The organism is Pseudomonas sp. BIOMIG1BAC (genome assembly GCF_001705995.2).
Classification (GTDB): domain Bacteria; phylum Pseudomonadota; class Gammaproteobacteria; order Pseudomonadales; family Pseudomonadaceae; genus Aquipseudomonas; species Aquipseudomonas sessilinigenes.
In genome coordinates, this window is record NZ_CP049045.1 from 371,389 (window position 1) to 397,569 (window position 26,181).

The window sequence follows — 26,181 nt, forward strand, 5'->3', positions numbered from 1 at the left end:
CTCAGTCTGGACGTACATTGCTATGTAATGGGGGAACGGCTAATTGACAGAATTCTTTGTCAATAATTTGGCTATATTTCTTCGAGATTAACTTTATGCCAAACTATTGACCTTATGGGTGCCATCCTAAACAATCGCTGAATTAATGTCACATTGATATTCACGCGGTAACCTGACTTGAAGTATGTGAACCAGTTCTTAGTTTGAACTTTCCGACGGACGGTCGTTGTGGTTGTAGTCATTCGATGTGGTGCCACATTCTGACGTGATACTGGACATGCTGTCCGAGGGAACTTCTTACCATGCGTTTTCACCTGTTCAAGGCCTTGCCCTTCGCTCTTGCAGCCAGCTTCGTGCAGGCTCAAACACTTCCTGAAGCCATGCAGAAAGCACTGGATGTGCACCCGGAAATCCAAGCCGGTGTGAACAGCCGTCTGGCTGCTGACTATCAACTCAAGGCGGCGAAAGGTGGCTACTTGCCACGAGTCGACATGTTGGCCGGTTATGGTCGTGAAGGCACCGATAACCCCACGACTCGTGCGGGAAGCGGTAGCAATCACTGGGAGACCATGACTCGCGGAGAGTCAAGTTTACGTCTCCAACAGATGGTTTTTGACGGTTTTGCAACCTCCAGTGAGGTTGGGCGTCAACAAGCCACCGTTAACTCCCGGGCGTATTCCCTGTTGGGTACCTCCGAACGCACCGGCCTGACCGTGGCCCAGGTGTACCTGGATGTGCTGACCCGTCGTCAATTCGTGCAACTGGCCGAAGACAACCTGCGCAATCACGAGCGCATCTACGACCAGATCAAGTTGCGCACCCAGCGTGGCGTAGGCAGTGGTGCCGACCTCGATCAGGCTGAGGCGCGCCTGGCACAGGCCCGTAACAACCTGATCACCGAGCAGACCAACCTGGCCGACTCCCAGACCAACTACCTCAGCGCCGTCGGGCAACTGCCGGACCAGTTGGAGCGCCCAGCCAGCTTCATGGCGATGATGCCGGCCAATCTCGATGAAGCCCGGCGCCAGATGCTGGAGAACAGCCCGATCCTGCGCTCCGCCGAGTCCGATATCGTGGCTGCCGAGAAACAGTACGAAGCAGCCAAGTCGGCCTTCTACCCACGCTTCGATGCGGAGCTTGGGCGTACCGCCGATAACGACCTGGATGGCCAGAACGGTCATAACAACGAGTGGCAGGCCATGTTGCGCATGCGCTTCAACCTGTTCGCCGGCGGCAGCAACAAGGCCGACCTGGAGTCCAAGGCCTACCAATCGAACCAGGCCCTGGACATCCGCAACAACGCCCTGCGAGTGCTGAACGAAGAACTGGGCCTGGCCTGGAACGCCATGAACAACGCCAATTCCCAGGTACCGATCGCCCAGGAATATGTCGACCGCAGTACTGCCGTGCGCACTGCCTACCAGAAACAGTTCAGCCTGGGCGAGCGTACCCTGCTGGACCTGCTCGACAGTGAAAACGAATTGTTCACCGCTTCCCGTCGCTTGGCGGAGATCAAGAACATTCAGTTATTTACTCAGTATCGAATCAAGGCGACCATGGGCGAGTTGCTCAAGAGCCAGGGAGTGGTCGCTCCTATGGCCTCCGTCGTACAGAACGACGTGAAGCCCAAGGTCCAGCTGCCTGGGATGAATTGAGCTAATTTCATCCAATAGCCAGTCATAGAGTGTCGAGCGTGGAATCAGAAGTCAGTCGAGTGCAACTCAATAATGATCCACGCGGCATGCATGACGACCCTTTATTGGATGGTTTGCTGACCCTCTGCTTCCTTCACCAGAAGCCTGCCAGCGCGGCGATGCTGACCACCGGTCTGCCATTGCCATCCCAGCGCCTGAGTGCCGCGCTGCTGCCTCGCGCAGCGGCCCGGGCGGGGCTTCAGGGCCGCGTCCTGCGGCGCCAGCTCGAACAGATCCCGGCGATCGCCATGCCTGCCTTGCTGTTGCTCAAGGATGGGCGTAGCGCCGTACTGTTGGGCTGGCAGGGGGATGACCAGGCACGACTGCTGCTCAGCGAGAGCGACGGCGGCGAAGTCTGTGTCAGCCGGCAACTGTTGGCCGACGACTACAGCGGGCAGGTGTTCTTCGCCCAGCCCCAGCACAAGTTCGACGTCAACCACGGCTCGCTGATTCCCCGGGCCCGCTCCTGGTTTCGCGATACCCTCAAGCGCTCGCGCTGGCTGTATGCCGATGCCATTGCCGCGAGCCTGTTGATCAACATCATCGCCATGGCCGCGCCGCTGTTCGTGATGAACGTCTACGACCGGGTCGTCCCCAACCAGGCCACCTCGACCCTGTGGGTGCTATCCATTGGCATCATCGGCGCCTACGTCTTCGACCTGATCCTCAAGGGCCTGCGCAGCCTGTGCCTGGACCTTGCCGGGAAAAAGACCGACCTGATCATCTCCGCCACGCTGTTCGAACGCATCGTCGGCATGGCCATGAAGTACCGCCCGCCTCGGGTCGGCAGCTTTGCCCAGAACATCCATGAGTTCCAGAGCCTGCGGGACTTCCTCGCTTCGCTGACCCTCACCAGCCTCATCGACCTGCCGTTCACCCTGCTGATCTTCCTGGTGATCGCCATCCTTGGCGGACACCTGGTGTGGATCCCGGTGCTGGCGTTCCCGCTCGCCCTGGGGATCGGCTACGCCCTGCAGAAACCGCTGGTGGCGACCATGGAGAAGACCATGGCCCTGGGCGCCGAGCGCCAGTCGAGCCTGATCGAGACCCTGGCCGGGCTGGATGCGGTCAAGGTCAACAACGCCGAGAGCGAGCGCCAGTACCAGTGGGAACAGACCATCGGCACCCTCAGCCGCCTCGAGCTGCGAGTGAAGATGCTGTCCAGCCTGGCGATGAACATCACCCTGCTGATCCAGCAGTTGGCCGGGGTGATCATGATCATCTTCGGCGTGTACCAGATCATCGACGGCAACCTCAGCATGGGTGGCCTGATCGCCTGCTACATGCTCAGCGGCCGGGCTCTGAGCCCGCTGGCCTCGTTGTCCGGCCTGCTGACCCGCTACCAGCAGGCTCGCGTCACCATGACTTCGGTGGACCAGATGATGGAGCTGCCCCAGGAGCGCAATTTCGACGAGCGCCCGTTGAGCCGCAGCGTGCTGCAGGGCGCCATCGAGTGCCGGCAGTTGAGCTTCACCTACCCGGGCCAGCAGAACCCCGCGCTGAAGAACATCAACCTGGTGATCAAGCCGGGCGAAAAGGTCGGCATCATCGGGCGTAGCGGTTCGGGCAAGAGTTCCCTGGCCAAGTTGCTGGTGGGGCTCTACCAGCCGGACTCGGGGGCCCTGCTGGTAGACGGCGTGGATATCCGCCAGATCGACGTCAGCGAGCTGCGCCACAACATCGGCTATGTGCCCCAGGACATCCAACTGCTGGCCGGTACCCTGCGTGACAACCTCACTTCCGGTGCCCGCTACGTCGAGGACGAGCTGGTGCTGCAAGCCGCCGAACTGGCGGGGGTCCATGAATTCGCCCGGCTGCACCCGCAAGGCTACGAACTGCAAGTCGGCGAGCGCGGGCAGAACCTGTCCGGCGGCCAGCGCCAGAACGTCGCCCTGGCCCGCGCCTTGTTGCTCAATCCGCAGATCCTGCTGCTCGACGAACCCACCAGCGCCATGGACAACACTGGCGAGGAGCGCCTGAAGAAGCGCCTGGAAGCCGTCGTGCAGAGCAAGACCGTGGTCCTGGTCACCCACCGGGCGTCGCTGTTGTCGCTGGTCGACCGGCTGCTGGTGGTGGATCGTGGGCAGATCCTGGCCGATGGCCCGAAAGCTGTGGTCATGGAAGCGTTGAAGAAGGGGCAGATCAGTGTTGCTTAAGTCGGGATTCAAGGACTCGATCCGCCGTTATTTCAAAGGTACCGATTCCCTCCAGGGGCAACCGCTGCCGGAGGTCAACAAGGCCCTGATCGAAGATGCACCGCGGGTTATCCGCCTGACCATCTGGGGCATCATCGCGTTCTTCCTGTTCATGGTGCTATGGGCCAACTTCGCCGTGATCGATGAGGTGACCAAGGGCGAGGGCAAGGCCATTCCATCGTCCAAGGTGCAGAAGATCCAGAACCTGGAAGGCGGGATCGTTGCCGAGCTGTACGTCAAGGAAGGCCAGGTGGTGGAGGCCGGTGCGCCGCTGATCCGCCTGGACGACACGCGCTTCCAGTCCAATGTCGGCGAGACCGAAACCGTGCGCCTGTCCATGCTGCTGCGAGTCGAGCGCTTGAGTGCCGAAGTCGAAGAGCGGCCGTTGAGCTTTTCCGAGGATGCGCTGCGCGATGCGCCCGGCCAGGCCGCCAGCGAGCGATCGCTGTATGAAAGCCGCCGCCAGCAGTTGCACGACGAAATCGGTGGCCTGCAGGAGCAACTGATCCAGAAGCAGCAGGAACTGCGCGAGTTCAATTCCAAGCAGGCGCAGTACCGCCAGCAACTGGGCTTGCAACGCCAGGAAATCAACATGTCCGAGCCGCTGGTGGCCCAAGGGGCGGTATCGCCGGTGGAAGTGCTGCGGCTCAAGCGCGCCGAGGTCGAGACCCGCGGCCAGCTGGATGCCACGACGCTGGCGATTCCCCGCGCCGAGTCGGCCATCAAGGAAGTGCAACGCAAGATCGATGAAACCCGCGGCAAATTCCGCAGCGAGGCCCTGACCCAGCTCAATGAGGCCCGTACCGAACTGAACAAGGCCAGTGCCACTGGCAAGGCCCTGGAAGACCGCGTCAGCCGGACCCTGGTCACCACGCCGGTGCGCGGCATCGTCAAGCAATTGATGGTCAACACCATCGGCGGTGTGATCCAGCCGGGCAGCGACATGGTGGAAATCGTCCCGCTGGACGACACCCTGTTGGTCGAAGCCAAGATTCGTCCCCAGGACATCGCCTTCCTGCACCCGGGGCAGGAGGCGATCGTCAAGTTCAGTGCCTATGACTACACCATCTACGGCGGCCTCAAGGCCCGCCTGGAACAGATCGGTGCGGACACCATCACCGACGAAGACAAGAAGACCACCTACTACATGATCAAGCTGCGCACCGAGCGTAGCCACCTGGGCACCGACGACAAGCCGCTGCTGATCATCCCCGGGATGGTGGCCTCCGTGGACATCATCACCGGCAAGAAGAGCATCCTCAGCTACCTGCTCAAGCCCATCATCCGCGCCCGCGCCGAAGCCCTGCACGAGCGCTGATCGTCGCGTTCACCTTCGCACTCACTGCACCCCGGCCACACGCTGCTTGCGCGTGTGGCCGGGCGTGCTTGTTGATTTCCCTCACGATTGCCCCGGGCAACCCTGCTAGCATTGCATCCTGATCACTATCGATCGGTGATGAGTGCTTGCTATGCAACTCCCGGACATGAACCTGTTGTTAGCCCTCGATGTCCTGCTGGATGAGGGCAGCGTAGTGGGCGCCGCGCGCCGCATGAATCTCAGCCCGGCGGCCATGAGCCGCACCCTGACGCGGATTCGCGACGCCCTCGGCGATCCGGTGCTGGTGCGCGCGGGGCGTGGTCTGGTGCCCACCCCCAAGGCCCTGGAGTTGCAGGGCCAGGTGCGTGACCTGGTGGAGCAGGCGGCCATGGTGTTCCGTTCCGCGGACCGGATCGACCTGTCGTCGTTGCAGCGGCGTTTCAACGTGCGCGCCAACGACTTCTTCGTCGGTGTCTACGGCGGCCGCCTGATCGACACCCTGGAGCGCCAGGCCCCGTTATGCGAGCTGCGCTTCGTCCCCGAGGGCGATGGTGACGATGAAGCCCTTCGCGAAGGGCGGATCGATCTGCGCATCAGTAACACCCGGCCCCTGAGCCCGGAGGTGAAGGTGCAGAACCTGTTCACCACCAACTTTGTGGGCCTGGTACGCGAAGATCATCCGCTGCTGGCCGAAGAGATCACCGCCGAACGCTTTGCCGCCTATCCCCACATCAGCATGTCCCGCCGTGGTATCGCCCGCGGTCCGATCGACACGGCGCTGGCCGAACAGGGTCTCAAGCGCCGTGTGCCGATGATCGCCCCGGGCTTTCATGCTGCGATGTTCATGCTGCCGGACTCGGACCTGATCCTGCCGGTGCCCAAGGAGTCCCAGTTCAGCGTCCGGCGCCTGGGACTGCGCCTGCGCTCCTTCGTGCTGCCCATCTCCCTGCCGACCTTGATCCTGACCCAGGCCTGGCACCCGCGCTATGACCAGGACCAGGCACACAAATGGTTTCGTGAGGTGGTGCGTACTTGCTGCCTGGAAACCTGGACGGAAGCCCAGCCACCGACGTAACTGGAGATCGATAATTGCGTCTGGTGCATTTATTAAGTTCCAATAAGTCAGTTTTCGTCAGCATCACCTGTTCTTAAACTGCTCTGGTGTTTCTTTAACTGGAGCGGTACGTCCATGAGTTCCCTCGCTGTGGCTGCGCCTGCTTCGGTCGAAGCCGCCAGCAAGCCGGCAGCCATGCCTGCGCAAACCTTCGGGCTGCGGATCGTCATCGGCCTGGTGGGTGTGTTGCTGGCGGTGCTGGTCTCCGGTCTCAATGAGATGGTGACCAAGATCGCCCTGGCGGATATCCGTGGTGCGCTGTTCATCGGCTACGACGAGGGCACCTGGCTGGTGGCCTGCTACACCGCTACCTCGGTGGCGGCCATGGCATTCGCCCCCTGGTGTTCGGTGACCTTCTCCCTGCGACGCTTCACCCTGTGCGCCATCGCGATGTTCACCCTGCTGGGGATCCTGTGTCCCTTCGCCCCGAACTACGAAAGCCTGTTGTTGCTGCGCACCCTGCAAGGCCTGGCCGGTGGTGCCCTGCCACCGATGCTGATGACCGTGGCCCTGCGTTTCCTGCCGGCGAATATCAAGCTCTATGGCTTGGCCGGCTACGCCCTGACCGCCACTTTCGGCCCGAGCCTGGGCACGCCCCTGGCGGCGTTCTGGACCGAGTACGTAGGCTGGCGCTGGGCGTTCTGGCAGATCGTGGCACCCTGCTTGCTGGCCATGGCTGCCGTCGCCTATGGCCTGCCCCAGGACCCGCTGCGCCTGGAGCGTTTCAAGCAGTTCAACTGGCGTGGCCTGCTGCTGGGTTTCCCGGCGATCTGCATGCTGGTGATCGGCATCCTGCAGGGCAACCGCCTGGACTGGTTCGAGTCGCCTCTGATCACCGTGCTGCTGGGTGGCGGCCTGATCCTGCTGGTGCTGTTCATGATCAACGAGTGGTCGCAGCCGATTCCCTTCTTCAAGCTGCAGATGCTCGGTATCCGCAACCTGTCATTCTCCCTGGTGACCCTGGCTGGGGTGTTGGTGGTGCTTACCGCCGTGATCATCATTCCGTCCTCCTACCTGGCCCAGGTCCAGGGCTACCGGCCGTTGCAGACGGCGCCGGTGATGCTGGTGATGGCCTTGCCGCAACTGATCGCCCTGCCGCTGGTGGCGGCCCTGTGCAACCTGCGCTGGGTCGACTGCCGCTGGGTGCTGGGGATCGGCCTGAGCATGCTGACCCTGTCGTGCCTGGGCGGTACGCACCTGACTTCGGTATGGATCCGCGACGATTTCTATGTGCTGCAACTGCTGCAGATCTTCGGCCAGCCGATGGCGGTGCTGCCCTTGCTGATGCTCGCCACCGGCAGCATCGCACCGGTGGAGGGGCCTTTCGCCTCGTCCTGGTTCAACACGGTCAAGGGCCTGGCGGCGGTGATCGCCACCGGGGTCCTGGACGTGCTGACCACCCACCGCCTGCACCTGCACTCCACCATGCTGGTGGACAGCCTGGGCAACTCGCCCCTGGTGGACGACCGGGTGCCCGGCCTGGCCGCGCGCCTGCACCAGCAGGCGGTGGTCCTAACCTCAGCCGACCTCTATTTCTGCATGGCAGGGGTGGCCGCTGCGCTGATCCTGCTGATTTTCTGGTTGCCGACGCGGATCTATCCACCGCGGGCGCCTGTTTGAACGCTGATCGATACGGAAGAATTCCCATGACTATTGCAAGCAAAGACAAGATCGCCGTCGCGGTGGCGGCGGTAGCGGCCCTCGGCGTGCTGGCCTACCTGGTGGCGCCGGGGCTGTTCGGCCGCTCCAGCGAACAGAGCACCAACGATGCCTTCATCGCCGCCGACTACACCCTGGTGGCGCCCCGCGTGGCGGGGTTCATCAAGGAGGTGCTGGTGGAAGACAACCAGCAGGTCAAGGCCGGGCAACTGCTGGCGCTGATCGATGATCGCGACCTGCGGGCCGCGGCGCAGGCGGCGGACGCCGAGACCCTGGTGGCCAAGGCGCAGCTGCAGAACGCCCGGGCGACCCTGGACCGCCAGAGTTCGGTGATCGCCCAGGCCCAGGCCGCGGTGGTGGCCGCCCGGGCCGAGATGGATTTCGCCCAGCATGAACTCAACCGCTACAACCACCTGGCCGGGGTCGGCGCCGGCACCGTGCAGAACGCCCAGCAAGCACGTACCCGCATCGACCAGGCCAGTGCCCGGCTGGCGACGACCACCGCGGCCCTGGCGGCGGAACGCAAGCAGGTGGAGATCCTCACCGCCCAGCGCGATGCCGCCGAAGGTGGCCTGAAGCGGGCCCAGGCCGCGCTGGAAATGGCCAGCTACGAGCTGTCTTACACCCGTATCGTCGCGCCAGTCGATGGCATGGTCGGCGAGCGCGCGGTGCGGGTCGGTGCCTACGTCACCCCCGGCAGCAAGATCCTCGCCGTGGTGCCGCTGCAGCAGGCCTATGTCGTGGCCAACTTCCAGGAAACCCAGCTCACCGCCATGCACGCCGGGCAGGTGGTCGAGGTGCGTGTCGACAGCCTCGGCGGCGAGACCCTGCATGGCCGTGTCGAAAGCCTGGCCCCGGCCACCGGCGTGACCTTCGCCGCAGTGAAGCCGGACAACGCCACGGGCAACTTCACCAAGGTGGTGCAGCGCATCCCGGTGAAGATCCTCCTGGAGCCCAACCAGCCCATGGCCGAGCGCCTGCGGGTGGGGATGTCGGTGGAAGCCAGCGTCGATACCCGCAGCTCCGCCACCAGTGCCCGCGAGGTGACCCAGCGATGAGTCGCCCACAAGAGCAGTCATTGGCCTGGCGTGCAGGCCTGCCCCTGCTGGCGGTGAGTTTCTTGTCGCTGGCCGCGTGCAATGTCGGCCCGGACTTCCAGCGCCCCCAGGCCACCCAGCTCCAGGCCTGGCCCGTCCCGGCCCAGGCGGCTGCCAGCCAGGCGGCGGAAGGGGCCCTGCAAGAGCGCTGGTGGGAAGCGTTCAATGATCCACAATTGTCGGCCCTGAGCCGCCGGGTACTGACCGATAACCTCGACCTGCAGTTGGCTACCAGCCGCCTGCAACAGAGCCGGGCGGCGCGCCAGGTGATCACCGCCCAGCGCTACCCCGGTACTTCGGCCAACGGTGGCTACGGGCGCAAGCGCAACAGTAGCCAGGGCCTCAACGACCCTTCCGGGCATCAGGGCAAGGCCGACTTCAACCTCTGGGAGGCCGGGTTCTCGGCCTCCTGGGAGCTGGATTTCTGGGGCCGGGTGCGGCGCGAGACCGAAGCCGCCGACGCCAACCTGGAAGTGGCCGAGAACGACCGGCGCGCAGTGCTGCTGTCGGTGCTGGCCGAAACCGCCCAGGACTATATCCAGTTGCGGGGCGTGCAGAGCACCCGGGCCGTTACCGAACAGAACCTGGAGGTCGCGCGCCACAGCCTGAAGCTTTCGCAATTGCGCCTGGCCGATGGCGTGGCCACCGACCTGGATGTGGCCGAAGCCGCGGCCCAGGTCGCCACCATCGAAGCCCGCCTGCCGGAGTTGCAACAGCGCCAGGCGCAGTTGATCAATGCCCTGAGCCTGCTCCTGGGCGAGCCACCCCAGGCCTTGCAGAAGGAGCTGGCCAGCGATGCCCCCGTACCGCAAGCGCCGGTCCGACTGGCCATCGGCCTGCCGTCGCAGTTGGCCGAGCGCCGCCCGGACATCCGCCAGGCCGAGGCGCGCCTGCATGCGGCAACGGCCAGCATCGGTGTGGCCAAGGGGGATTTCTATCCGCGCATCACCTTGTCCGGCAACTTCGGCTCCCAGGCTTTGCAACTGGCAGACTTTGGTTCCTGGAACTCCCGGCAGTACGCCATCGGCCCGCAGTTCAGCCTGCCGCTGTTCGACGGTGGTCGCTTGCGCGGCATGCTCGAGCTGCGTGAAGCCCAGCAACAGGAGGCGGGTGTGGCCTATCAGCAGACCGTACTGCGGGCCTGGCATGAGATCGACGACCAACTGACCCGCTACAACGCCAGCCAGCTGCGGCGCGACAGCCTCGCCGAGGCGGTGCGGCAGAACCAGATCGCCCTGCGTACCGCGCAGCAGCAGTACGTCGAGGGGGTGGTGGACTTCGTCAACGTCCTGACCGTGCAGGGCGCCTTGCTGGCCACCCAGGAGCAATGGGTGGAAAGCTCGGCCGGAGTGTCCCTGGCCATGGTCGGCCTGTACAAGGCCCTGGGCGGTGGCTGGGAGTCGGTGTATCCACTCCAGGCGTCTACCCCGGCCCGGTGAAAACGCGCTTTGCCTGGATGTTGCAAAAAGTGTAATGATAATTGCTCTCAATCATGTGCGCGGTTCCATTCATGGATGCAACGACTGACGGCAAAGCGCAGGTCCATCGCCTGTATCAGGATCATCACGGCTGGTTGCAGGGTTGGTTGCGCAAGCGCCTGGGCGATCGCGAGCATGCAGCCGACGTGGCGCAGGATACTTTCCTGCGCCTTTTGCTTTCCGGGCGTCTTCCAGGTCACCAGGAGGGTCGCAGCTACCTGGCGCAGATCGCGCGCAACCTGGTGATCGATCAATGGCGCCGCATGCGCATCGAGCGTGCCTACCTGGAAAGCATCGCCCACCTGCCGGAACCGCAGACACCTTCGCTGGAAAGCCGCGCGCTGATTCTTGAAACCCTGATGCAGATCGACGCCATGCTCGATCGGATGCCTGACAAGGTCCGCCAGGCCTTTGTCATGTCGCAGTTCGAAGGGCTGGGCTACGCCCAGATCGCCGAGCGCCTGGAGGTGTCCGTCAGCTCGGTGCAGAAGTACATGATCCGGGCGATCCAGGCCTGTTATCAGGTGCTCTACGAAGAATGAAGGACCAGGCACCGATCGATCCCGCGGTGGTCGAGCAGGCCAGTGAGTGGCTGATGCTGCATTGGAACGGCGAGCTCGATGCAGCGCAGCGCGAGGCCTTTGCTGCCTGGCAGCAAGCCGATTCTGAGCATCGCCGGGCCTGGCAGCGCCTGCAGCAATTGCAACGGACCCTGGGCAGCGTGCCGGAGCATAGTTCTCATGTGCTGCTGGCCCAGCCCGTGGACCACCAGCGCCGCGCGGCGCTCAAGGTGCTTGGCCTGCTATTGGTGGCCGGTGGCAGCGGTTACCTGGTGCAAGGCAGCCAGCCCTGGCGTGTGGCCTTCGCTGGACAACGTACCGCCACTGGCGAGATCCGCCACCTGACCCTGGACGATGGCAGTCTCCTGGAGCTCAACAGCGCCAGTGCCGTCGATGTCCTGTTCAGTGCCAGCGAAAGACGTATCCGCCTGGTCCAGGGAGAAATCCTGTTGACCAGCGGCCACGACCCGAGGCCGCTGATCGTCGAAACCCCCGCAGGCGACATCCAGGCCCTGGGCACGCGCTTTGCCGTCCGCGAGCTGGACGGTGGCACCCGCATCGACCTGTACGAGGGGGCGTTGCGTGTCAGCCCCAGGCACGCCCCGGCGTTGCAACTCAATGCCGGTGAACGCCTGTGGTTCCGCGCCAACCAGGTCTCGGCCAGGCAGCCGGCGCAACTCAATGCCAGCAGCTGGAGCCAGGGCCGCCTGGTGGCCGAGCGCCAACCGCTGGGGCAATTCGTGGCCGAGCTGGCGCGGTATCGCCCGGGGATACTGCGCTGCGACGAGCAAGTGGCCGGCTTGCTGCTCACAGGTGTCTTTCCCCTGACGGACAGCGACGAAGTGCTCGCAGCCCTGGAGCGATCGTTGCCAGTGCAGGTGCACAGGGTGACCCGCTACTGGGTGACCCTCAAGCCGCGCGCCTGAAGAAAAAAGTTGTGCTGGTGGTTGTCGATATTCTCGAGCTGTCCGGGATACCCCATGAAACCGATCAAGACGCATTCTCATGGGGAGTTCAGGAATGCCTTACCAGACCGTCGCATCCATCTTGACCCCGGGCCCTGCTGCCCGACGCCGAGCCCTTATCGCCCTGCTGGCTATCGCTCCGGTGATGCCAGGCCTGGCCCTGGCCGATAGCGCCAGCCACAGCCAGGCGCGTGATTATCAGATCGTTGCAGGCAGTCTCGACCAGGTACTGAACAGTTTTGCCAGCGCCTCGGGAATCCTCCTGTCGGTGGATGCGAGCCTGACCGCCGGCAAGCACAGCGCGGGCCTGCAGGGCCGCTACGAGGTCGCCCAGGGCTTGCAAGCGTTGCTGGCCGGGAGTGGCTTGCAGGCGGTGCAAAGCGGTTCCAGCTGGAGCCTGCAACCTTTGCCCCAGGATGGGGGGCTGCAACTGTCTCCCACGCGGGTAGGCGCTACCCAATTCGATGAGGATGCCTGGGGCGCGGTGCCGGGGCTGGTGGCCAAGCGCAGCGCCACGGGCAGCAAGACCGATTCGGCACTGGTGGAGATCCCGCAGACCATCAACGTGGTCGGCGCCAAGGAAATCAAGGCCCGCGGCGCCCACAGCGTGACCGAGGCGCTGCTGTACACGCCAGGCATGACCGGTGGCGGTTTCGCCGACCGGGTGAAAATCTTCGACGAACCCACCTCCCGGGGCTTCGCTCCTATCCCCATGTACCTGGACGGCCTGCACCTGCCCTATGGCGGTGGCAGTACCGGCGGCGCCCTGCAGATCGAGCCGTATTCCCTGGAGCGCATCGAGGTGCTCAAGGGACCGGCTTCGGTGCTGTACGGGCAGAACCAGCCAGGCGGTATCGTCAACATGGTCAGCAAGCGACCCACTGCCACGCCTCTGCATCAGTTGGTCCTGGAGGCCGGCAGCTACGACCACAAGAGTATCGCCCTGGACCTGGGCGGCCCGCTGGATGAGCAGGGGCAGTTCCTCTATCGCCTGACCGGTCTGGCCAACGACAGCCAGGCGGAAATCGACTACGTCCAGCAGCAGCGCCAGTTCATCGCTCCCAGCCTGACCTGGCGGCCTGACGACGATACCCAGCTGACGCTGTTCGCCCAGTTCCAGAAGGACAACGACGTACCCGAGGCCCAGGGCCTGCCGAGCGTCGGCACGGTGTTTCGCAACCCCAATGGCAAGATCGATCGCGACCTGTTCCTTGGCGAGCCTGGGGTCAATGCCTATGACCGCCAGCAGTATGTATTGGGCTATGAGTTTTCCCATCGCTTGAACGACGTCTGGACCCTCAAGCAGAACGCTCGCTATGCCGATGTGGATGACCATTATCGTGCCCCGCTGCATGGCTACAGGTTCGTCACCAACCCCAGGACCGGGCTCGACGACCAGCGCTACAGCACCCGCTACGGAGTGGACTGGAAGCAGCACAACAAGGTCTACGGCGTGGACAGCATCGCCCAGGCCGAATTCGATACCGGGCCTTTGCGCCATACCCTGGTGATGGGCCTGGACTACTACCATTCCAACTCGAAGTTCGATGGCAAGTACGACTTCAACCCGCCGATCATCGACCTCTTCACGCCCACCTATGGGCAGTCGCTGAATTTCGCGCGTCCTTACCAGTGGGACAACACCATCATCCAGACCGGCCTGTACCTGCAGGACCAGATCAAGTACGAGAAATGGGTGCTGGTGCTGGGCGGTCGCAAGGATTGGGCTGAGACCGACAACAAGGCGCCGCTCGGTGGTAGCCATACCAATGCCAGGGACCAGGCCTTCACTGGCCGTGCCGGGTTGGTGTACCTGTTCGACAATGGCCTGGCGCCCTTTGTCAGCTACTCGGAATCCTTCCTGCCATTGAGCGGCACCGATGTGCATAACAGCGTGTTCGAACCGTCCACTGGCAAGCAGTACGAGGTGGGTATCAAGTACCAGCCGCCGGGCCAGGACAGCTTCGTGCAAGTGTCGGTCTATCAGCTGGACCAGGAGAACATGCTCAGCGTCGACCTGGCCAACCCCGGGTTCAATGTCCAGACCGGCTCGATTCGCTCCCGGGGCATCGAGTTCGAAGCCAAGGCCAGCCTCAGCGAGTCGCTGGATATCACCGCCTCGGCGTCACGCAACGACATCAAGTACACCAAGGACAATGATGGGCGCGAAGGGCGGCACCCAGCGGGCATGCCACCTTTGACCGCCTCGCTGTGGCTCAACTACACCCTCCTCGGTGACACGCCCCTGGCGGGCCTCGGGGCGGGCGTGGGGACGCGTTATGTCAAAAGCAGCTATGGCACCGATTACGAGGGGGCGTTCCAGATTCCTTCCTACACCGTGTTCGATGCCAGCCTGTCCTATGACCTGGAGAAATCACCCCTGCAGTGGAAGGGCGTGAAGCTGGCGCTGAACGTGAAGAACGTCACCGACAAGACCTACGTGGCCAATTGCACCAGCGACTGGGACTGCTACTACGGTGAGGGGCGCACCATGGTCTCGAGCCTGACCTACGACTGGTAAAAGGCCATGGGGCCAGGCATTGGCCTCTCGACGAGGGGCCTGCTGGCTCATGGATTCTGCAGGAACACCACGTATCCCCTGAACCAGGGGCTGTCGCGCAGCGCCTGGGGCTCTTGCCAGTCGCCGCCCTGGATCAGGCCGACCTTGTAGGGCAGGCCCATGCGATCCAGGCGCGGCAGATAGGAGGCATAGTTGGGAATGCTGTAGCGGCCCTGGTAAGTCTGCACCACCACCTCGTCCACCACGCCCTTGAGCTGGCTGATGGCTTGCGGGTCGCCGTTGCTGCTCCAGTCCATCAGGCCGGTGATGCTCAAGCGGTATCGCGAGGGCAGGCGCTGGCGCAGGTCGCTCAGGAAGTGCCCGTAGCGCTCCAGTTCGCCGGTGCTGCTATCGAAGTCGATCTGCACGCCCACCACCTGGGTGCCGCTGTCTTGCCAGCGTTGCACCTGGCCGAGCAACTGGCTGTAGATCGTTTCCGGCCAGGCCAGGGTATGGGCGCGATAGACCACCCAGACCTGGTCCTGGCTCAGGCGCGACACCGGCAGGCCCTGGGCGATCAGCTCGACGCCACGTCCAGGGTGGCGCCGCGAGCGACTGACCTGGCCCTGGAGGATGTACAGGACCTTGGCCTGGGCCAATACCGGTTGAGTCCTGACCCCGCTCCATAGCCAGAAGGCATCGTGGTCGGTCGCGTCTACGGCGGCGGCTGCCGGGAATGCCCAGCACAGCCAGAGCGGCAGCAGGCAGCAGCCCAGGTAGTTCCTCACCAGTAGTAACGCAGCGACTGGGCCCATTGAGTGTCCCCCAGCTTGGTCTTCAGCTGGCGGAACCAGGCCTTGCGCACATCCGGCTCGACACCCTTGCCGCCACAACGATTGTTGCCCGAGGAGGCATAGCAGTAGATCCCCCGGTACAGGGCGAAGGCCCGTTCATCGCGGCTGGCCTTGGGGTTGTCGATCACTTGCTGGTAGCTGTCGAGTCGCGAGTAGGTACTGCCCGGGAACTGGTCCGGGGTGCCGCCCAGCCGATCGGCCTCGGGCTTGGTATCCAGGGGCATCTGGTCGAAGTTGTTCAGCCGTATGAATTCCGCCAGGCACAACAGGCCCGACGGGGACTTGGGGTTCTTCTGCAAGGTCGCTGCGGTTTCGGCAATGCCCGGGCATGTGTAGTTGGCGCTCTCGCCCGCCTCGCCTTGGCCATTCCAGTTGAACACCTGCAGCGAAGGGCCGTCGGCGTAGATGTAGCCCAGGTAGTTGCCGATGTTGTCGTTGGACAGGACGCCCTTGCCCTGGCTCGTATCCAGGCCCTGGTTGACGCTGTGCAAGTCTTCGGTGAAGGCGGCGTACCGGCCACGGGTCAGGCTCTTGTACAGCAGGACGAAGTACGCGGTGTTGCGTTCCTCGAGCGAATCGGCCTGGCGAGCTTGCTGGCGCAGTAGTTCGGGCGAGGCCACATGGCGCAGGAGGATGGCGCGCACCTGGGCGGACTCGATCGGCGAGTCGGCGGCGAACACCTTGGCCAGTTGGCCGCTGCGTTCGTAGGTGTAGGCCAGGGCCAGTTCCAGTTGTTCGCGTTGTAACGGTTGCTTGGCCAGGGGTAGCAGTTGCAGCCACAGCTGCGTTGCGCCCTTCCAGTCTTGCTGGGCCTGCATGGCCAGGCCGCGCAGGGTCTGTTGGCTGAAGGCCAGGTAGTCCAGTTGGGCTGGAATCTGCGTCGGCAATTGCTTGAGCGCTGTTGCTGGCTGCTGCTCGACAAACAAGATGAAGGCCGCTTGCAGATAGTCGTACAAGGCCGGTTGCTCGCTGAACAGGGCCTTGTGTTGCGTTAAGGCTTCGCGGGTCAGCCTGGACGATGGATCTTTGCGCATGTCCATCAGGTCCCGGACCGCCAGCAGCAGTGGGACCCGGATATCGGCGTCGGGATTGTCCAGCAGCTTGTAGTCGATCTCCGCCACCAGGTCGTCCTGGCGCTTGTCGTCGGAGTTGTCCGATCTCCGGGTCAGTTGCTGGCCGTAGTCATCGGCCAGGGTCCGGGTATCGCCTTGCAGCCAGTGCACACGGCGGATCAGCCCCTGGGCGGACACGGCATAGAGCCCTTGTGGATAAGTTTTCAGGTAGGCATCGAAGCCTGCCCCGGCTTGTTGCAGCGCCGACTTATCCACAAGCTTGAGGTTGACCGTGCCCCATTCGTCCAGGGCGCTCTGCTGGGCCTGGTTGAGAGCGGTGCGCGCCAGCATGTAGGTGGCCGTCTCGGCCAGCCAGGGCAGGGCGTTGTCCTTGAGGCTGGTGAAGCCCCTGGTCGCGTCATCGAAGTGACCGTCATAGAACTGGACGCTGGCCTGCAGATAGCTGGCCAGGTCGCGAGCCGGGGCAGAAGCCAGGTTTGCCGGCAGAAGGTCGGTCAGCGGGTTGGCTTCCCAGGAACAGGCTCCCAGCAGTTTGATCCGGGCCTGGGCCAGGGCCTGGCGGTCAGCGGGACTCAGTTGCGGGTTGTCCAGTTGAGCGACGAAGGCCAGGGCGCTGGCGTCCGAGTTGCTGCGGCAGCGGCTGCCTTCGCCCTCGATGAAGTTGTCTCCGGCGGCCTTCTGGTTGTCGCGGGAGATGCCCAGGGCCTGCAGCCGGCTGTTGAGCTCGGTGGCAGCGGGAGACAGGCTTGCCTTGGCGCTGTCGCCGTCGTGCTCGTCCGCCGGGTCCAGTGGCCGCAAGCGGTATGTCGGGAAGGGCACGGGGCCGAAACCCAGGCTCAGGTCATCTTTGGTCAGCGCACGGGGCACCAGCGCCAGGCTGCCCTGGTCGGCCATCAACAGGCGCAGGTTGATCCGGCTGTCGTTACCTGGGCTGAGGAAGGGCAGGTTGCTGCAGCCGTCCAGTCGGTGGGAGTAGAGCTTCCAGGTCGGTGCACAGAAGTCGTCGGAGCTGGCCTGGGCCTGGCTGGTGCAGAGAGTGGCCAGGATCAGCGATGAGAGGAGTGCGATGCGCATGAATTGTCCCTAATTCAGGAGGCCATCAGGACAAGCCTTCAGCTGTTGATGAGTGAGGTGGACGGCCCGATGCGCGGATTATATGGCGATCTGCCCGGATCTGTTGTGCGCCGATCGACAGCGTGGATGTGCGCGTAGCGAAGGCGGGTGATTTATCGACGGGCGCGCAACCATAAGTCCCGGACAAGCCGCGGGGGTTCTGGCCTACAATCAGCGCGTCATGGCTCTCGGGTGGGAGCGAAGATCTATCGGCAGAGGGTGGTGATGGGCGTACCGAGTACTGATCAAGCGGCCAAGGGACTGTATCGCCAGGCTGTCACGCATTCGCAGCCCCTGGCGCGATTGCTTCGCGAACCCTGGCTGGTGCCCCTGCTGCTGTTGGCCCTGGCCCTGCGCTTCTATGAGCTGACGGCGGCGGCGATCTGGGGCGACGAGGGTTCCAGTGTTTTGTTGGCCCAGTTCCCGTTGTCCGGCATCTGGGCGCATGCCGCCTACGATGTCCATCCGCCGCTGTATTTCGTTCTGCTGCATGGCTGGATAGGGCTGTTCGGCGACTCGATCCTGTCGATCCGCCTGATGAGTGCGTTGCCTGGGGCGCTCGCGGTATTCCTCGGGACCTGGTTGATGCACCTGGTGGCCGGTCGGCGGGCCACGCTGCTGGCCTGCCTGCTGCTGGCGCTGCTGCCGACAGCGGTGCGCTACAGCCAGGAAGTGCGCATGTATTCGCTGTTGGGCGTGTGGCTGCTGGGAGCGACCCTGGCGCTGGTCTACTGGGTGCGCGCGCCCCAGCGCCGGCGCTACCTGGCGATCTACGCCGTGCTGATGGCGGCCGGTTTCTATACCCACTACTTCACGGCGTTCTGCGTGGTCTCGCACTGGCTCTACCTGGCCCTGCCCCAGGATGAATCGGCGCGGCATTTCCTGCGGCGCCGGAGCTGGTGGTGGGCCAACGTCGCCATCGTGCTGCTGTTCCTGCCCTGGCTGCCGGGGCTGGTGGACCTGGTGTTGCATATGGAGGCGTTGAAGGCGGGTGGTGATGTCGGCTGGGAGCCGCCGGTCACCCTGGGCTCATTGCCTTCGATGATCTGGCAACTGCTGGCCCAGGACGATGGTGAAGGCATGCCCGGCTGGTTGTTCGTCAGCCTGCCGGTGTTGCTGACGGTGGTGCTGGCGTACCTGGCCTGGACCGACCGCAGCCGCTCCCGCCTGCCGACCTTGCTGGTGGTCTATAGCGTCGTGCCGCTGCTGTTGGTGTTCGCGGTGTCGTTCATTTCCCCGGTGTTCATCGAGCGCTACCTGACGGTGCCCGCGCTCGGGCTGCCATTGTGCCTGGCCCTGGCCATCGACTGGCTGGCGCAGCGCTCCAAGGGCCTGGCCGTGGCCTTGTTGCTGGTGGTGCTGGCGGTGTTCGGGGTGGGCTTGAAGAACAACTACACCGTGGACGCCGACGACCAGTTCGACAACATGGTCGAGTACATGAACCGCCACACCCTGGACGGTGACCAGGTGGTGCTGGGGGACATGTTCTGGTACCTGACCTGGGGCTACTACGACCGCAGCCATACCGCGCCCCGGCTGTACACGCCGCCGACAGCGGCTGGTGTGTCGACCCGCCCCAACCGCTACGGCTTTGGCACCTTGATCGATGAGAATGCCGGGGTCTACCTCGACCGCCTGGAGGACTTGCCCCTTGGTAACGGTCGGGTCTGGCTGGTAATGAGTCGGGTCGATCCGGATGAGTTCCCGTCGATTCCCGGTCATTGGCGAAAGCTCGACCAGCATGCCGGTGGCGATACCCAGGCGGTCCTGTACGAGACCTGCGGCGCTTGCCCGGGGCGCTGACCGAGTGCGCGCGGCAGGCTGTGGATAAGTCGATGCCGGGCCAGGAGCCACCGTTTGGAAGTTTGTCCGGCAGCTGTCGGTACCCGGCCTAGACTTGCACTTGGGAGTCACAGTCCTGTCCCCGGGGACCGGGGTACCGAGGTGCATCATGCGTATGGCGAGAACCGTGCAACACAGTCTGGAACAAGCCCATTGCCAGTTCGATCTGGTAACCCATCCCCACTCGGCCAGCAGCCTGGAAACGGCACGGGTGGCGGGGGTGCCGGCGGAGCGCCTGGCCAAGTCGGTGATCCTCGACGACCAGCACGGCCGCTACCTGATGGCGGTGCTGCCGGCCAGCCGCCACCTGGACCTGGGCAAGGTACGCGGCAGCGAGCAGTGGCGGGTCACCCGGGAAAGCACCCTGGCGTATCTGTTCAACGACTGCGAGCGTGGAGCGGTGCCGGCCCTGGGCGAGTCCTACGGGCTGGACGTGGTCATCGACCCATTGCTGACCCGGCAGAAGGACATCTACCTGGAGGCCGGCAACCACCACAGCCTGGTGCACATGAGCATGGCCGAGTACCTGCGCATGGTGCCCAATGCCGAGGTTTGCGAAGTCTGTCACTGATCAGGAGTTGTCCCATGGAATCACCGACCCACACCCTGCCAGCGCTGTTCAAGCAACTGGGGCTGGCCGATGACCCGGTGAGCATCGAGCGTTTCATCGCCTCCCATTCCCCGCTGAAACCGGAACTGCACCTGGCGGATGCGTTTTTCTGGAGCAAGAGCCAGGCGGATTTCTTGCGCGATGAAATCCTCGACGATGCCGACTGGGCCGAGGTGGTGGACCAACTGGATGTGTTGTTGAGGAAGGGGCGGGGAGGTTAGCTCAGCGAGTGCGCATGGGGGGCCACAGGCGAGCGGTATGCAGGAGTGCCAGGATCCAGATTCGCTGTTGGTCGATCTGGTAGACCAGGCGATAACTGGGATGGAGTATCAGTTCACGGGTTCCGGCAACCAGCCCGATCGAGCCGGAATAAGGGTTCTTGGCCAGTTGCCCCATGCACTGGCTGAAGCGGCTGTCCATTTCGATGGCCGCCCGTGGATTGTGGGCATGCAGGTAATCCCAGATATCGGCACGATCCTGTATGGCTTCGGGTGTCCAGACAATGTTCATTCTCGCTTTGCTGCCCGCGTGCGCCTGGCCGCGAACTCTGCTTCCACTTCCTCATGGCTGTGGCCCTGTCCAGCCGCCATGGATGTGCGCGCCAATTGCACTTTCTGCTGCAGGAATTCTTCATATTCGCGAGTTTCACGTTGCTTCTGAATGAACTCGCGCATCATCTCCCGCACGATCTGCGAAGCGGGGCGATGCGAGGCCTGCGCTTCGGCCATGAACTGATCACGCAATTCGGTCTCCAGCTTCATGGTGAAAATGGCGTGCTTGGACATGGGGCAAACCTCGAAAAAGTAATGAAAAAGTATATACCTTTTCTGTACTAGGCTCTTTCAGGCGTCGGACTAAGCGGATGACCCGGATATTTGTTACAAAACTTGACTGAAATTATCCGCCGATGTCATATTGATAGTTAGCAAACTATCAGTGTGCGAACAGTCTTGTGTCCAATTCCCTTGAATCTCTTCACATGAACATCAGCAGTGGCATGGTGGTCGCGGCGCGGCATTGGCGTCGGATCTGCCAGAACACCCTGATCAACTTCGGGGTCTCCGAAGCCTGCGCAGTGCCCCTGTTGATGATCGGGCGGCTGGGTGAGGGTGTACGCCAGGTGGCCGTGGCCCATGCGGCCGGAATGGAGAGCCCGTCCCTGGTGCGCCTGCTGGACCAGCTGTGCCATGCCGGTTATGTGCGTCGCAGCGAGGACCCCCATGACCGCCGGGCCAAATGCCTGAGCCTGACCGACAGCGGTCGCGAGCTGGTGCAGGCAGTGGAGGGCGAACTGGTGCGCCTGCGTCACGAAGTCCTGGCGGGCATCAGTGCCCAGGACCTGGAAGCGGCCTTGCGGGTGATCCAGGCCTTCGAGTCCGCCAACCACGCGCCGGTGCAGCCATCTTGAAAGGCTTTTTCACCGGCGTGCCTCCTGCGCGAGACTGGTTCTACGGCGTGCGCACCTTCGCCGCATCGATGATCGCCCTGTACATCGCCATGCTGATGCAGATGCCCCGTCCGTATTGGGCCATGGCCACGGTGTACATCGTCTCCAGCCCGTTCGTCGGCCCTACCAGTTCCAAGGCGCTGTACCGCGCCATCGGTACCTTCCTCGGCGCCTCGGCCGCGGTGCTGTTGGTGCCGATGTTCGTGCAGAGCCCCTACCTGCTGGTGGTGATCATCGCCCTGTGGACCGGCATCCTGCTGTTCCTGTCCATGCACCTGCGCACGGCCAACAACTACGCGCTGATGCTGGCCGGCTACACCTTGCCGATGATCGCCCTGCCAGTGGTGGACAACCCCCTGGCCGTGTGGGACGTGGCGGAAGCGCGGACCGAGGAAATCTTCCTCGGCATCATCTGCGCTGCAGTGGTCGGCAGCCTGTTCTGGCCCCGGCGCCTGGCCCCGGTGTTCGTCGGGTCGGCGGGCAAGTGGTTCGCCGATGCCGCGACCTACAGCCGGCGCTTCCTCACCCGCAATGTGCAGCCTGAGGAGGTCAGTGCCCTGCGCGCCTCGATGGTGGCGACCTTCAACACCCTGGAAATGATGATCGGCCAGTTGCCCCACGAAGGCGCGCGGCCGCAGACGGTGCGCAACACCAAGGAACTGCGTGGGCGAATGATCCACCTGCTGCCGGTGGTGGACGCCCTGGACGACGCCTTGTCTGCCCTGGAACGTCGGGCGCCGCAGCTGGCCGAACGCTTCGCGCCCTTGCTGGCCAAGGCCGACGAGTGGCTGGAAAGTACCGCCCAGGATGCCTCGACGCAGCGCTGGCAGGCCCTGCGCAGCGAGCTCGAAGCCCTGCAGCCCGATGCCCAGGCCCTGGACGATCGGAGCCAGTTGTTGTTCTCCAATACCCTGTACCGCCTGGGCGAGTGGATCGACCTGTGGCAGGACTGCCGTAGCCTGCAGTACGCCATCCAGTGCGAAAGCCAGGACACCTGGCGCGCGGTCTACCGCCATTGGCGCCTGGGCCGGCTGACGCCGTTCCTCGATCGTGGGCTGATGCTCTATTCGGCGGGCTCCACGGTGCTGGCGATTATCGTCGCCTCGGTGCTGTGGATTCTCCTGGGCTGGACCGACGGCGGCAGCGCGGTGATCCTGGCGGCGGTGGCTTGCAGCTTTTTCGCCGCCATGGACGACCCGGCGCCGCAGATCTACCGGTTCTTCTTCTGGACCGCGCTATCAGTGCTGTTCGCCAGCCTCTACCTGTTCCTGATCCTGCCCAACCTGCACGATTTCGCCATGCTGGTGCTGGTGTTCGCCGTGCCCTTCATCTGCGTCGGCACCCTGACCGTGCAGCCCAGGTTCTACCTGGGCATGCTCCTGACCATCGTCAACACCGCGTCCTTCATCAGTATCCAGGGTGCCTACGACGCCGACTTCCTGAACTTTTCCAACTCCAACCTGGCAGGCCCCATCGGGTTGCTGTTCGCCTTCATCTGGACCCTGGTCGCCCGGCCGTTCGGTTCGGAGCTGGCGGCCAAGCGCCTGACCCGCTTCAGCTGGCGCGACATCGTCAGCCTTTCGGAGCCGGCGACCCTGGCCGAGCACCGGCACATGGGCGCGCAAATGCTCGACCGGCTGATGCAGCACCTGCCGCGCCTGGCCATGACTGGCCAGGACACCGGCGTCGCCCTGCGCGAACTGCGGGTGGCGCTCAACGTGCTGGATCTGCTGGCCTATGCGCCCCGGGTCCAGGGTGTGGCCCAGGGCCTGTTGCGCCAGGTGGTGGCCGAGGTGGGCGAGTACTTCAAGGCCTGTCTCAAGGCCGGTGAGCGCCTCGAGGCGCCGAGCCCCTTGCTGATGACCCTGGATCGCACCCGCCGGGCCCTGGACAGCCAACGCCTGCAGGGCGACGACGAAACCCGCCGGCACCTGCTGCACGCCCTCAGTGGCCTGCGCCTGGCGCTGTTGCCGGGCGTGGAGTTCGTGGCCTCGGGCGAACATGAAGCCCCCCTTCCCCCTGGCATCGATGGAGCGCCCCTATGATCGGTGATCTGGATATCAGCGGGGTGTTCCTGCCCACGCTGCTGGTGCTGATGGGCATCACCTATGGCGTGTACCTGCTGGTGCACGGATTGCTGACACGCCTGCATTTCTATCGCCTGGTCTGGCACCGGGCACTGTTCAACGTGGGTCTCTACGCCTTGTTGCTAGGCGTCGTCGACTCTCTCAGCCGATACCTGATGACATGAAAAAACCTTTATTGACCATCGGTCGTGTGGTCCTGACGTTATTGGTGGTGACCTTCGCGGTCGTGGTGGTCTGGCGCATGGTGATGTACTACATGTTCGCGCCCTGGACCCGGGACGGGCATATCCGTGCCGATATCGTGCAGATCGCTCCGGATGTCTCCGGGCTGATCCAGCAGGTAGAGGTCAAGGACAACCAGTTGGTCAAGCGTGGCCAGGTGCTGTTCAGCATCGACCAGGACCGCTTCCACCTGGCCCTGCGCCAGGCCCGGGCGAACCTGGCCGACCGCCAGGAAACCCTGGCCCAGGCCCAGCGCGAGGCCAAGCGCAACCGCGGCCTGGGCAACCTGGTGCCGCGCGAGCAACTGGAAGAGAGCCAGTCCCGCGAGGCCCGGGCCCAGTCGGCCCTGGCCGAGGCCCAGGTGGCGGTGGACAGTGCCCAGCTCAACCTCGACCGCTCGGTGGTGCGCAGCCCGGTGGACGGCTACGTCAACGACCGTGCGCCACGGCCCCAGGAATTCGTCACTGCCGGGCGCCCAGTGCTGTCGGTGGTGGACAGCAATTCCTTCCATATCGACGGCTACTTCGAGGAAACCAAGCTCGACGGCATCCATATCGGCCAGGCCGTGGATATCCGCGTGGTGGGCGACCGCGCGCGCCTGCGCGGGCATGTGGAGAGCATCGTCGCCGGAATCGAGGACCGTGACCGCAGCAGCGGCAGTAACCTGCTGCCCAACGTCAACCCGGCTTTCAGCTGGGTACGCCTGGCCCAGCGGATCCCGGTGCGCATCGCCTTCGACGATGTGCCGGCGGACTTTCGCATGATCGCCGGGCGCACCGCCACGGTGTCGATCATCGACGACCAGGCCAAGCAGGAGCCCGGGCAATGAACCACGGCGCACGTTTGGCCCTGCTCGGGCTTGGCTTGCTGCTTTCGGCCTGCCAGGTCGGGCCGGATTACCAGTTGCCCAAGGATGCGGCGCTGCAACGCCCGGACCTGCAAGGCGAGCTGGCAGGCAAGGGGGCCAATGTGGTCTCGGCCCCGGTGCCCGGCGATTGGTGGCGCCTGTACCGCGACTCGCGCCTGGACCAGTTGGTGCAGCAGGCCCTGGCTTCCAGCACCGATTTGCGCGTAGCGGCGGCCAACCTGGCCCGGGCCCGGGCCCAGGTGGATGAAGCCCAGGCCGCCGGTGGCTGGGGCGGTGGGGTCAAGGCCGGGGTCGAGCGCTTGCAGGAGTCCGGCGAGGCCTTCCTGCTGCCGGAGAAAGTGCCGGTGGCCAACGTCGGCAACCTGTCCATCAGCACCTCCTACCAGTTCGACCTGTTCGGCACCCTGCAGCGCGGCATCGAGGCGGCCAAGGCCAATGCCGATGCGACCCAGGCCGCAGCGGACATCGCCCGCATCACCCTGGTGGCGGATGTGGTGCGGGCCTACACCCAGGTCTGCGCGGCCAACGAAGAACGGGAAATCGCCGAGCACTCCCTGGACCTGCAAGCCCAGAGCACCGAGTTGACCCAGCGCCTGCGCGATGCCGGGCGTGGCGACGAAACCCAGGTCACCCGCTCCCAGACCCAGTTCAAGTCCTTGCGGGCCGAGTTGCCGCGCTACGAAGCAGCGCGCCAGTCGGGGCTGTTCCGCCTGTCGATGCTGCTGGCCAGGCCGGTGGACCAATTGCCCGCCGGCACCGCCAGTTGCGCCGAGCTGCCGCATATCGCCCAACTGCTGCCGGTGGGCGACGGTGCCGCGCTGCTCAAGCGCCGTCCCGACGTGCGCCAGGCCGAGCGCCACCTGGCGGCCGCCACCGCACAAATTGGGGTAGCCACCGGGGCCCTGTACCCGGACATCAGCATCGGCGCCACCATTGGTACCGTGGGCATTCTCGATAACCTGGGCAAGGCTTCCACCAACCGCTGGGGCTTCGGCCCGGTGATCAGCTGGACGGTACCGGCCAATGGCGCCCGTGAGCGTATCCATGAAGCCGAGGCGACGAGCCAGGCGGCCCTGGCGCATTTTGACGGAGTAGTGCTCAACGCCATCCGCGAAACCCAGACCGGCCTGGCCCAGTACAGCGCCCAGCTGCAGCGCCGTGATGCCCTGGCCGATGCCGAGCAATCGGCACAGGTGGCGGCGGACCAGACCCACCGCTTCTTCCAGGCCGGACGGGCGTCGTTCCTCGCCGACTTGCAGGCCACTCGTACCTACACCGACATGCGCGCCCAGCTGGCGGCGGCCAACACCCAGGTAGCGATGAGCCAGATCGACTTGTTCCTGGCCCTGGGCGGCGGTTGGGAAAGCGGACGAACGCAAGCTCCGCCAGCCACGAAACCCTGAGGCCGTTGCTATGCTTTGATCAGTTGGCAAGACGCCGAGTGCCGGGCGCCTTGCCATGATCAAAGCGTGATGGCCATGGGGA

At 64.1% G+C, this 26,181-nt stretch carries 22 protein-coding genes; 18 read left to right on the plus strand and 4 right to left on the minus strand.

The genetic code is table 11. The features are described 5' to 3' along the window. Positions 1-302 precede the first annotated feature (302 nt). The 10 genes from ATY02_RS01695 to ATY02_RS01740 all read left to right on the plus strand — a co-directional run bounded on the left by ATY02_RS01695 (position 303) and on the right by ATY02_RS01740 (position 14,601). Positions 303-1,655, plus strand: coding sequence for a TolC family outer membrane protein (locus tag ATY02_RS01695; RefSeq protein WP_068576279.1), 1,353 nt, complete (start codon positions 303-305; stop codon positions 1,653-1,655). A gap of 38 nt (positions 1,656-1,693) precedes the next feature. Further along, on the plus strand, positions 1,694-3,850 hold the full coding sequence (locus tag ATY02_RS01700) for a type I secretion system permease/ATPase (protein WP_068576277.1): 2,157 nt from the start codon (positions 1,694-1,696) through the stop codon (positions 3,848-3,850). After that, positions 3,840-5,207: an HlyD family type I secretion periplasmic adaptor subunit gene (locus tag ATY02_RS01705; RefSeq protein ID WP_068576275.1), complete on the plus strand. Its 1,368-nt coding sequence runs from the start codon at positions 3,840-3,842 to the stop codon at positions 5,205-5,207. The genes ATY02_RS01700 and ATY02_RS01705 overlap by 11 nt, the downstream gene beginning before the upstream one ends. 151 nt (positions 5,208-5,358) lie before the next feature. Beyond that, positions 5,359-6,282, plus strand: a complete 924-nt coding sequence (locus ATY02_RS01710) for a LysR family transcriptional regulator (RefSeq protein ID WP_068576273.1) — start codon at positions 5,359-5,361, stop codon at positions 6,280-6,282. A gap of 114 nt (positions 6,283-6,396) precedes the next feature. Beyond that, on the plus strand, positions 6,397-7,941 hold the full coding sequence (locus tag ATY02_RS01715) for an MFS transporter (RefSeq protein WP_068576271.1): 1,545 nt from the start codon (positions 6,397-6,399) through the stop codon (positions 7,939-7,941). A gap of 26 nt (positions 7,942-7,967) precedes the next feature. Beyond that, a complete protein-coding gene (locus tag ATY02_RS01720; protein WP_068576269.1) occupies positions 7,968-9,038 on the plus strand; it encodes an HlyD family secretion protein in 1,071 nt (356 codons plus the stop codon). Further along, positions 9,035-10,516: an efflux transporter outer membrane subunit gene (locus ATY02_RS01725; protein WP_068576266.1), complete on the plus strand. Its 1,482-nt coding sequence runs from the start codon at positions 9,035-9,037 to the stop codon at positions 10,514-10,516. The genes ATY02_RS01720 and ATY02_RS01725 overlap by 4 nt, the downstream gene beginning before the upstream one ends. A 71-nt stretch (positions 10,517-10,587) precedes the next feature. Further along, positions 10,588-11,097, plus strand: a complete 510-nt coding sequence (locus ATY02_RS01730) for a sigma-70 family RNA polymerase sigma factor (RefSeq protein WP_068576265.1) — start codon at positions 10,588-10,590, stop codon at positions 11,095-11,097. Beyond that, on the plus strand, positions 11,094-12,041 hold the full coding sequence (locus tag ATY02_RS01735; RefSeq protein ID WP_068576263.1) for a FecR domain-containing protein: 948 nt from the start codon (positions 11,094-11,096) through the stop codon (positions 12,039-12,041). Before ATY02_RS01730 ends, ATY02_RS01735 begins: the two co-directional genes overlap by 4 nt. 94 nt (positions 12,042-12,135) lie before the next feature. Then, entirely contained in the window at positions 12,136-14,601 is a 2,466-nt protein-coding gene (locus ATY02_RS01740) for a TonB-dependent siderophore receptor (RefSeq protein WP_068576261.1), read from the plus strand. A gap of 47 nt (positions 14,602-14,648) precedes the next feature. Here ATY02_RS01740 and ATY02_RS01745 read toward each other — a convergent pair whose 3' ends face one another. Both ATY02_RS01745 and ATY02_RS01750 read right to left on the minus strand, forming a co-directional pair. Further along, entirely contained in the window at positions 14,649-15,395 is a 747-nt protein-coding gene (locus ATY02_RS01745) for a DUF3142 domain-containing protein (RefSeq protein ID WP_068576259.1), read from the minus strand. Then, on the minus strand, positions 15,365-17,581 hold the full coding sequence (locus ATY02_RS01750) for an outer membrane assembly lipoprotein YfiO (RefSeq protein WP_068576257.1): 2,217 nt from the start codon (positions 17,579-17,581) through the stop codon (positions 15,365-15,367). The genes ATY02_RS01745 and ATY02_RS01750 overlap by 31 nt, the downstream gene beginning before the upstream one ends. A gap of 264 nt (positions 17,582-17,845) precedes the next feature. Here ATY02_RS01750 and ATY02_RS01755 point away from each other — a divergent pair, with 264 nt between their 5' ends. From ATY02_RS01755 to ATY02_RS01765, 3 genes are all read left to right on the plus strand, one after another. After that, positions 17,846-19,423 carry a glycosyltransferase family 39 protein gene (locus ATY02_RS01755; protein WP_068576255.1) on the plus strand — a complete coding sequence of 526 codons (1,578 nt, stop codon included), beginning with the start codon at positions 17,846-17,848 and terminating at the stop codon, positions 19,421-19,423. Between the two features lie 148 nt (positions 19,424-19,571). Then, positions 19,572-20,033 carry an aminoacyl-tRNA deacylase gene (locus ATY02_RS01760; protein WP_068576252.1) on the plus strand — a complete coding sequence of 154 codons (462 nt, stop codon included), beginning with the start codon at positions 19,572-19,574 and terminating at the stop codon, positions 20,031-20,033. A 14-nt stretch (positions 20,034-20,047) separates the two neighbouring features. Continuing rightward, positions 20,048-20,293: a DUF2789 domain-containing protein gene (locus ATY02_RS01765; RefSeq protein ID WP_068576250.1), complete on the plus strand. Its 246-nt coding sequence runs from the start codon at positions 20,048-20,050 to the stop codon at positions 20,291-20,293. A gap of 1 nt (position 20,294) precedes the next feature. Here ATY02_RS01765 and ATY02_RS01770 read toward each other — a convergent pair whose 3' ends face one another. Further along, positions 20,295-20,582 (minus strand): type II toxin-antitoxin system RelE/ParE family toxin, encoded by a 288-nt coding sequence (locus ATY02_RS01770; RefSeq protein ID WP_068576248.1) that lies wholly within the window; start codon positions 20,580-20,582, stop codon positions 20,295-20,297. Next, positions 20,579-20,857: a hypothetical protein gene (locus ATY02_RS01775; protein WP_022643264.1), complete on the minus strand. Its 279-nt coding sequence runs from the start codon at positions 20,855-20,857 to the stop codon at positions 20,579-20,581. The genes ATY02_RS01770 and ATY02_RS01775 overlap by 4 nt, the downstream gene beginning before the upstream one ends. A gap of 194 nt (positions 20,858-21,051) precedes the next feature. On the opposite strand from ATY02_RS01775, the gene ATY02_RS01780 reads away from it, so the two are divergent. The 5 genes from ATY02_RS01780 to ATY02_RS01800 are packed head-to-tail and all read left to right on the plus strand — an operon-like array spanning position 21,052 to position 26,099. Continuing rightward, complete coding sequence (locus tag ATY02_RS01780; protein ID WP_068576245.1) at positions 21,052-21,480, plus strand: MarR family winged helix-turn-helix transcriptional regulator; 429 nt, start codon at positions 21,052-21,054, stop codon at positions 21,478-21,480. Then, positions 21,477-23,564, plus strand: coding sequence for an FUSC family protein (locus ATY02_RS01785; RefSeq protein WP_068576243.1), 2,088 nt, complete (start codon positions 21,477-21,479; stop codon positions 23,562-23,564). Before ATY02_RS01780 ends, ATY02_RS01785 begins: the two co-directional genes overlap by 4 nt. Then, entirely contained in the window at positions 23,561-23,770 is a 210-nt protein-coding gene (locus tag ATY02_RS01790; RefSeq protein ID WP_022643266.1) for a DUF1656 domain-containing protein, read from the plus strand. Before ATY02_RS01785 ends, ATY02_RS01790 begins: the two co-directional genes overlap by 4 nt. Continuing rightward, complete coding sequence (locus ATY02_RS01795; protein ID WP_068576241.1) at positions 23,767-24,657, plus strand: HlyD family secretion protein; 891 nt, start codon at positions 23,767-23,769, stop codon at positions 24,655-24,657. The genes ATY02_RS01790 and ATY02_RS01795 overlap by 4 nt, the downstream gene beginning before the upstream one ends. Beyond that, positions 24,654-26,099 (plus strand): efflux transporter outer membrane subunit, encoded by a 1,446-nt coding sequence (locus ATY02_RS01800; RefSeq protein WP_068576239.1) that lies wholly within the window; start codon positions 24,654-24,656, stop codon positions 26,097-26,099. The genes ATY02_RS01795 and ATY02_RS01800 overlap by 4 nt, the downstream gene beginning before the upstream one ends. Positions 26,100-26,181 lie beyond the last annotated feature (82 nt).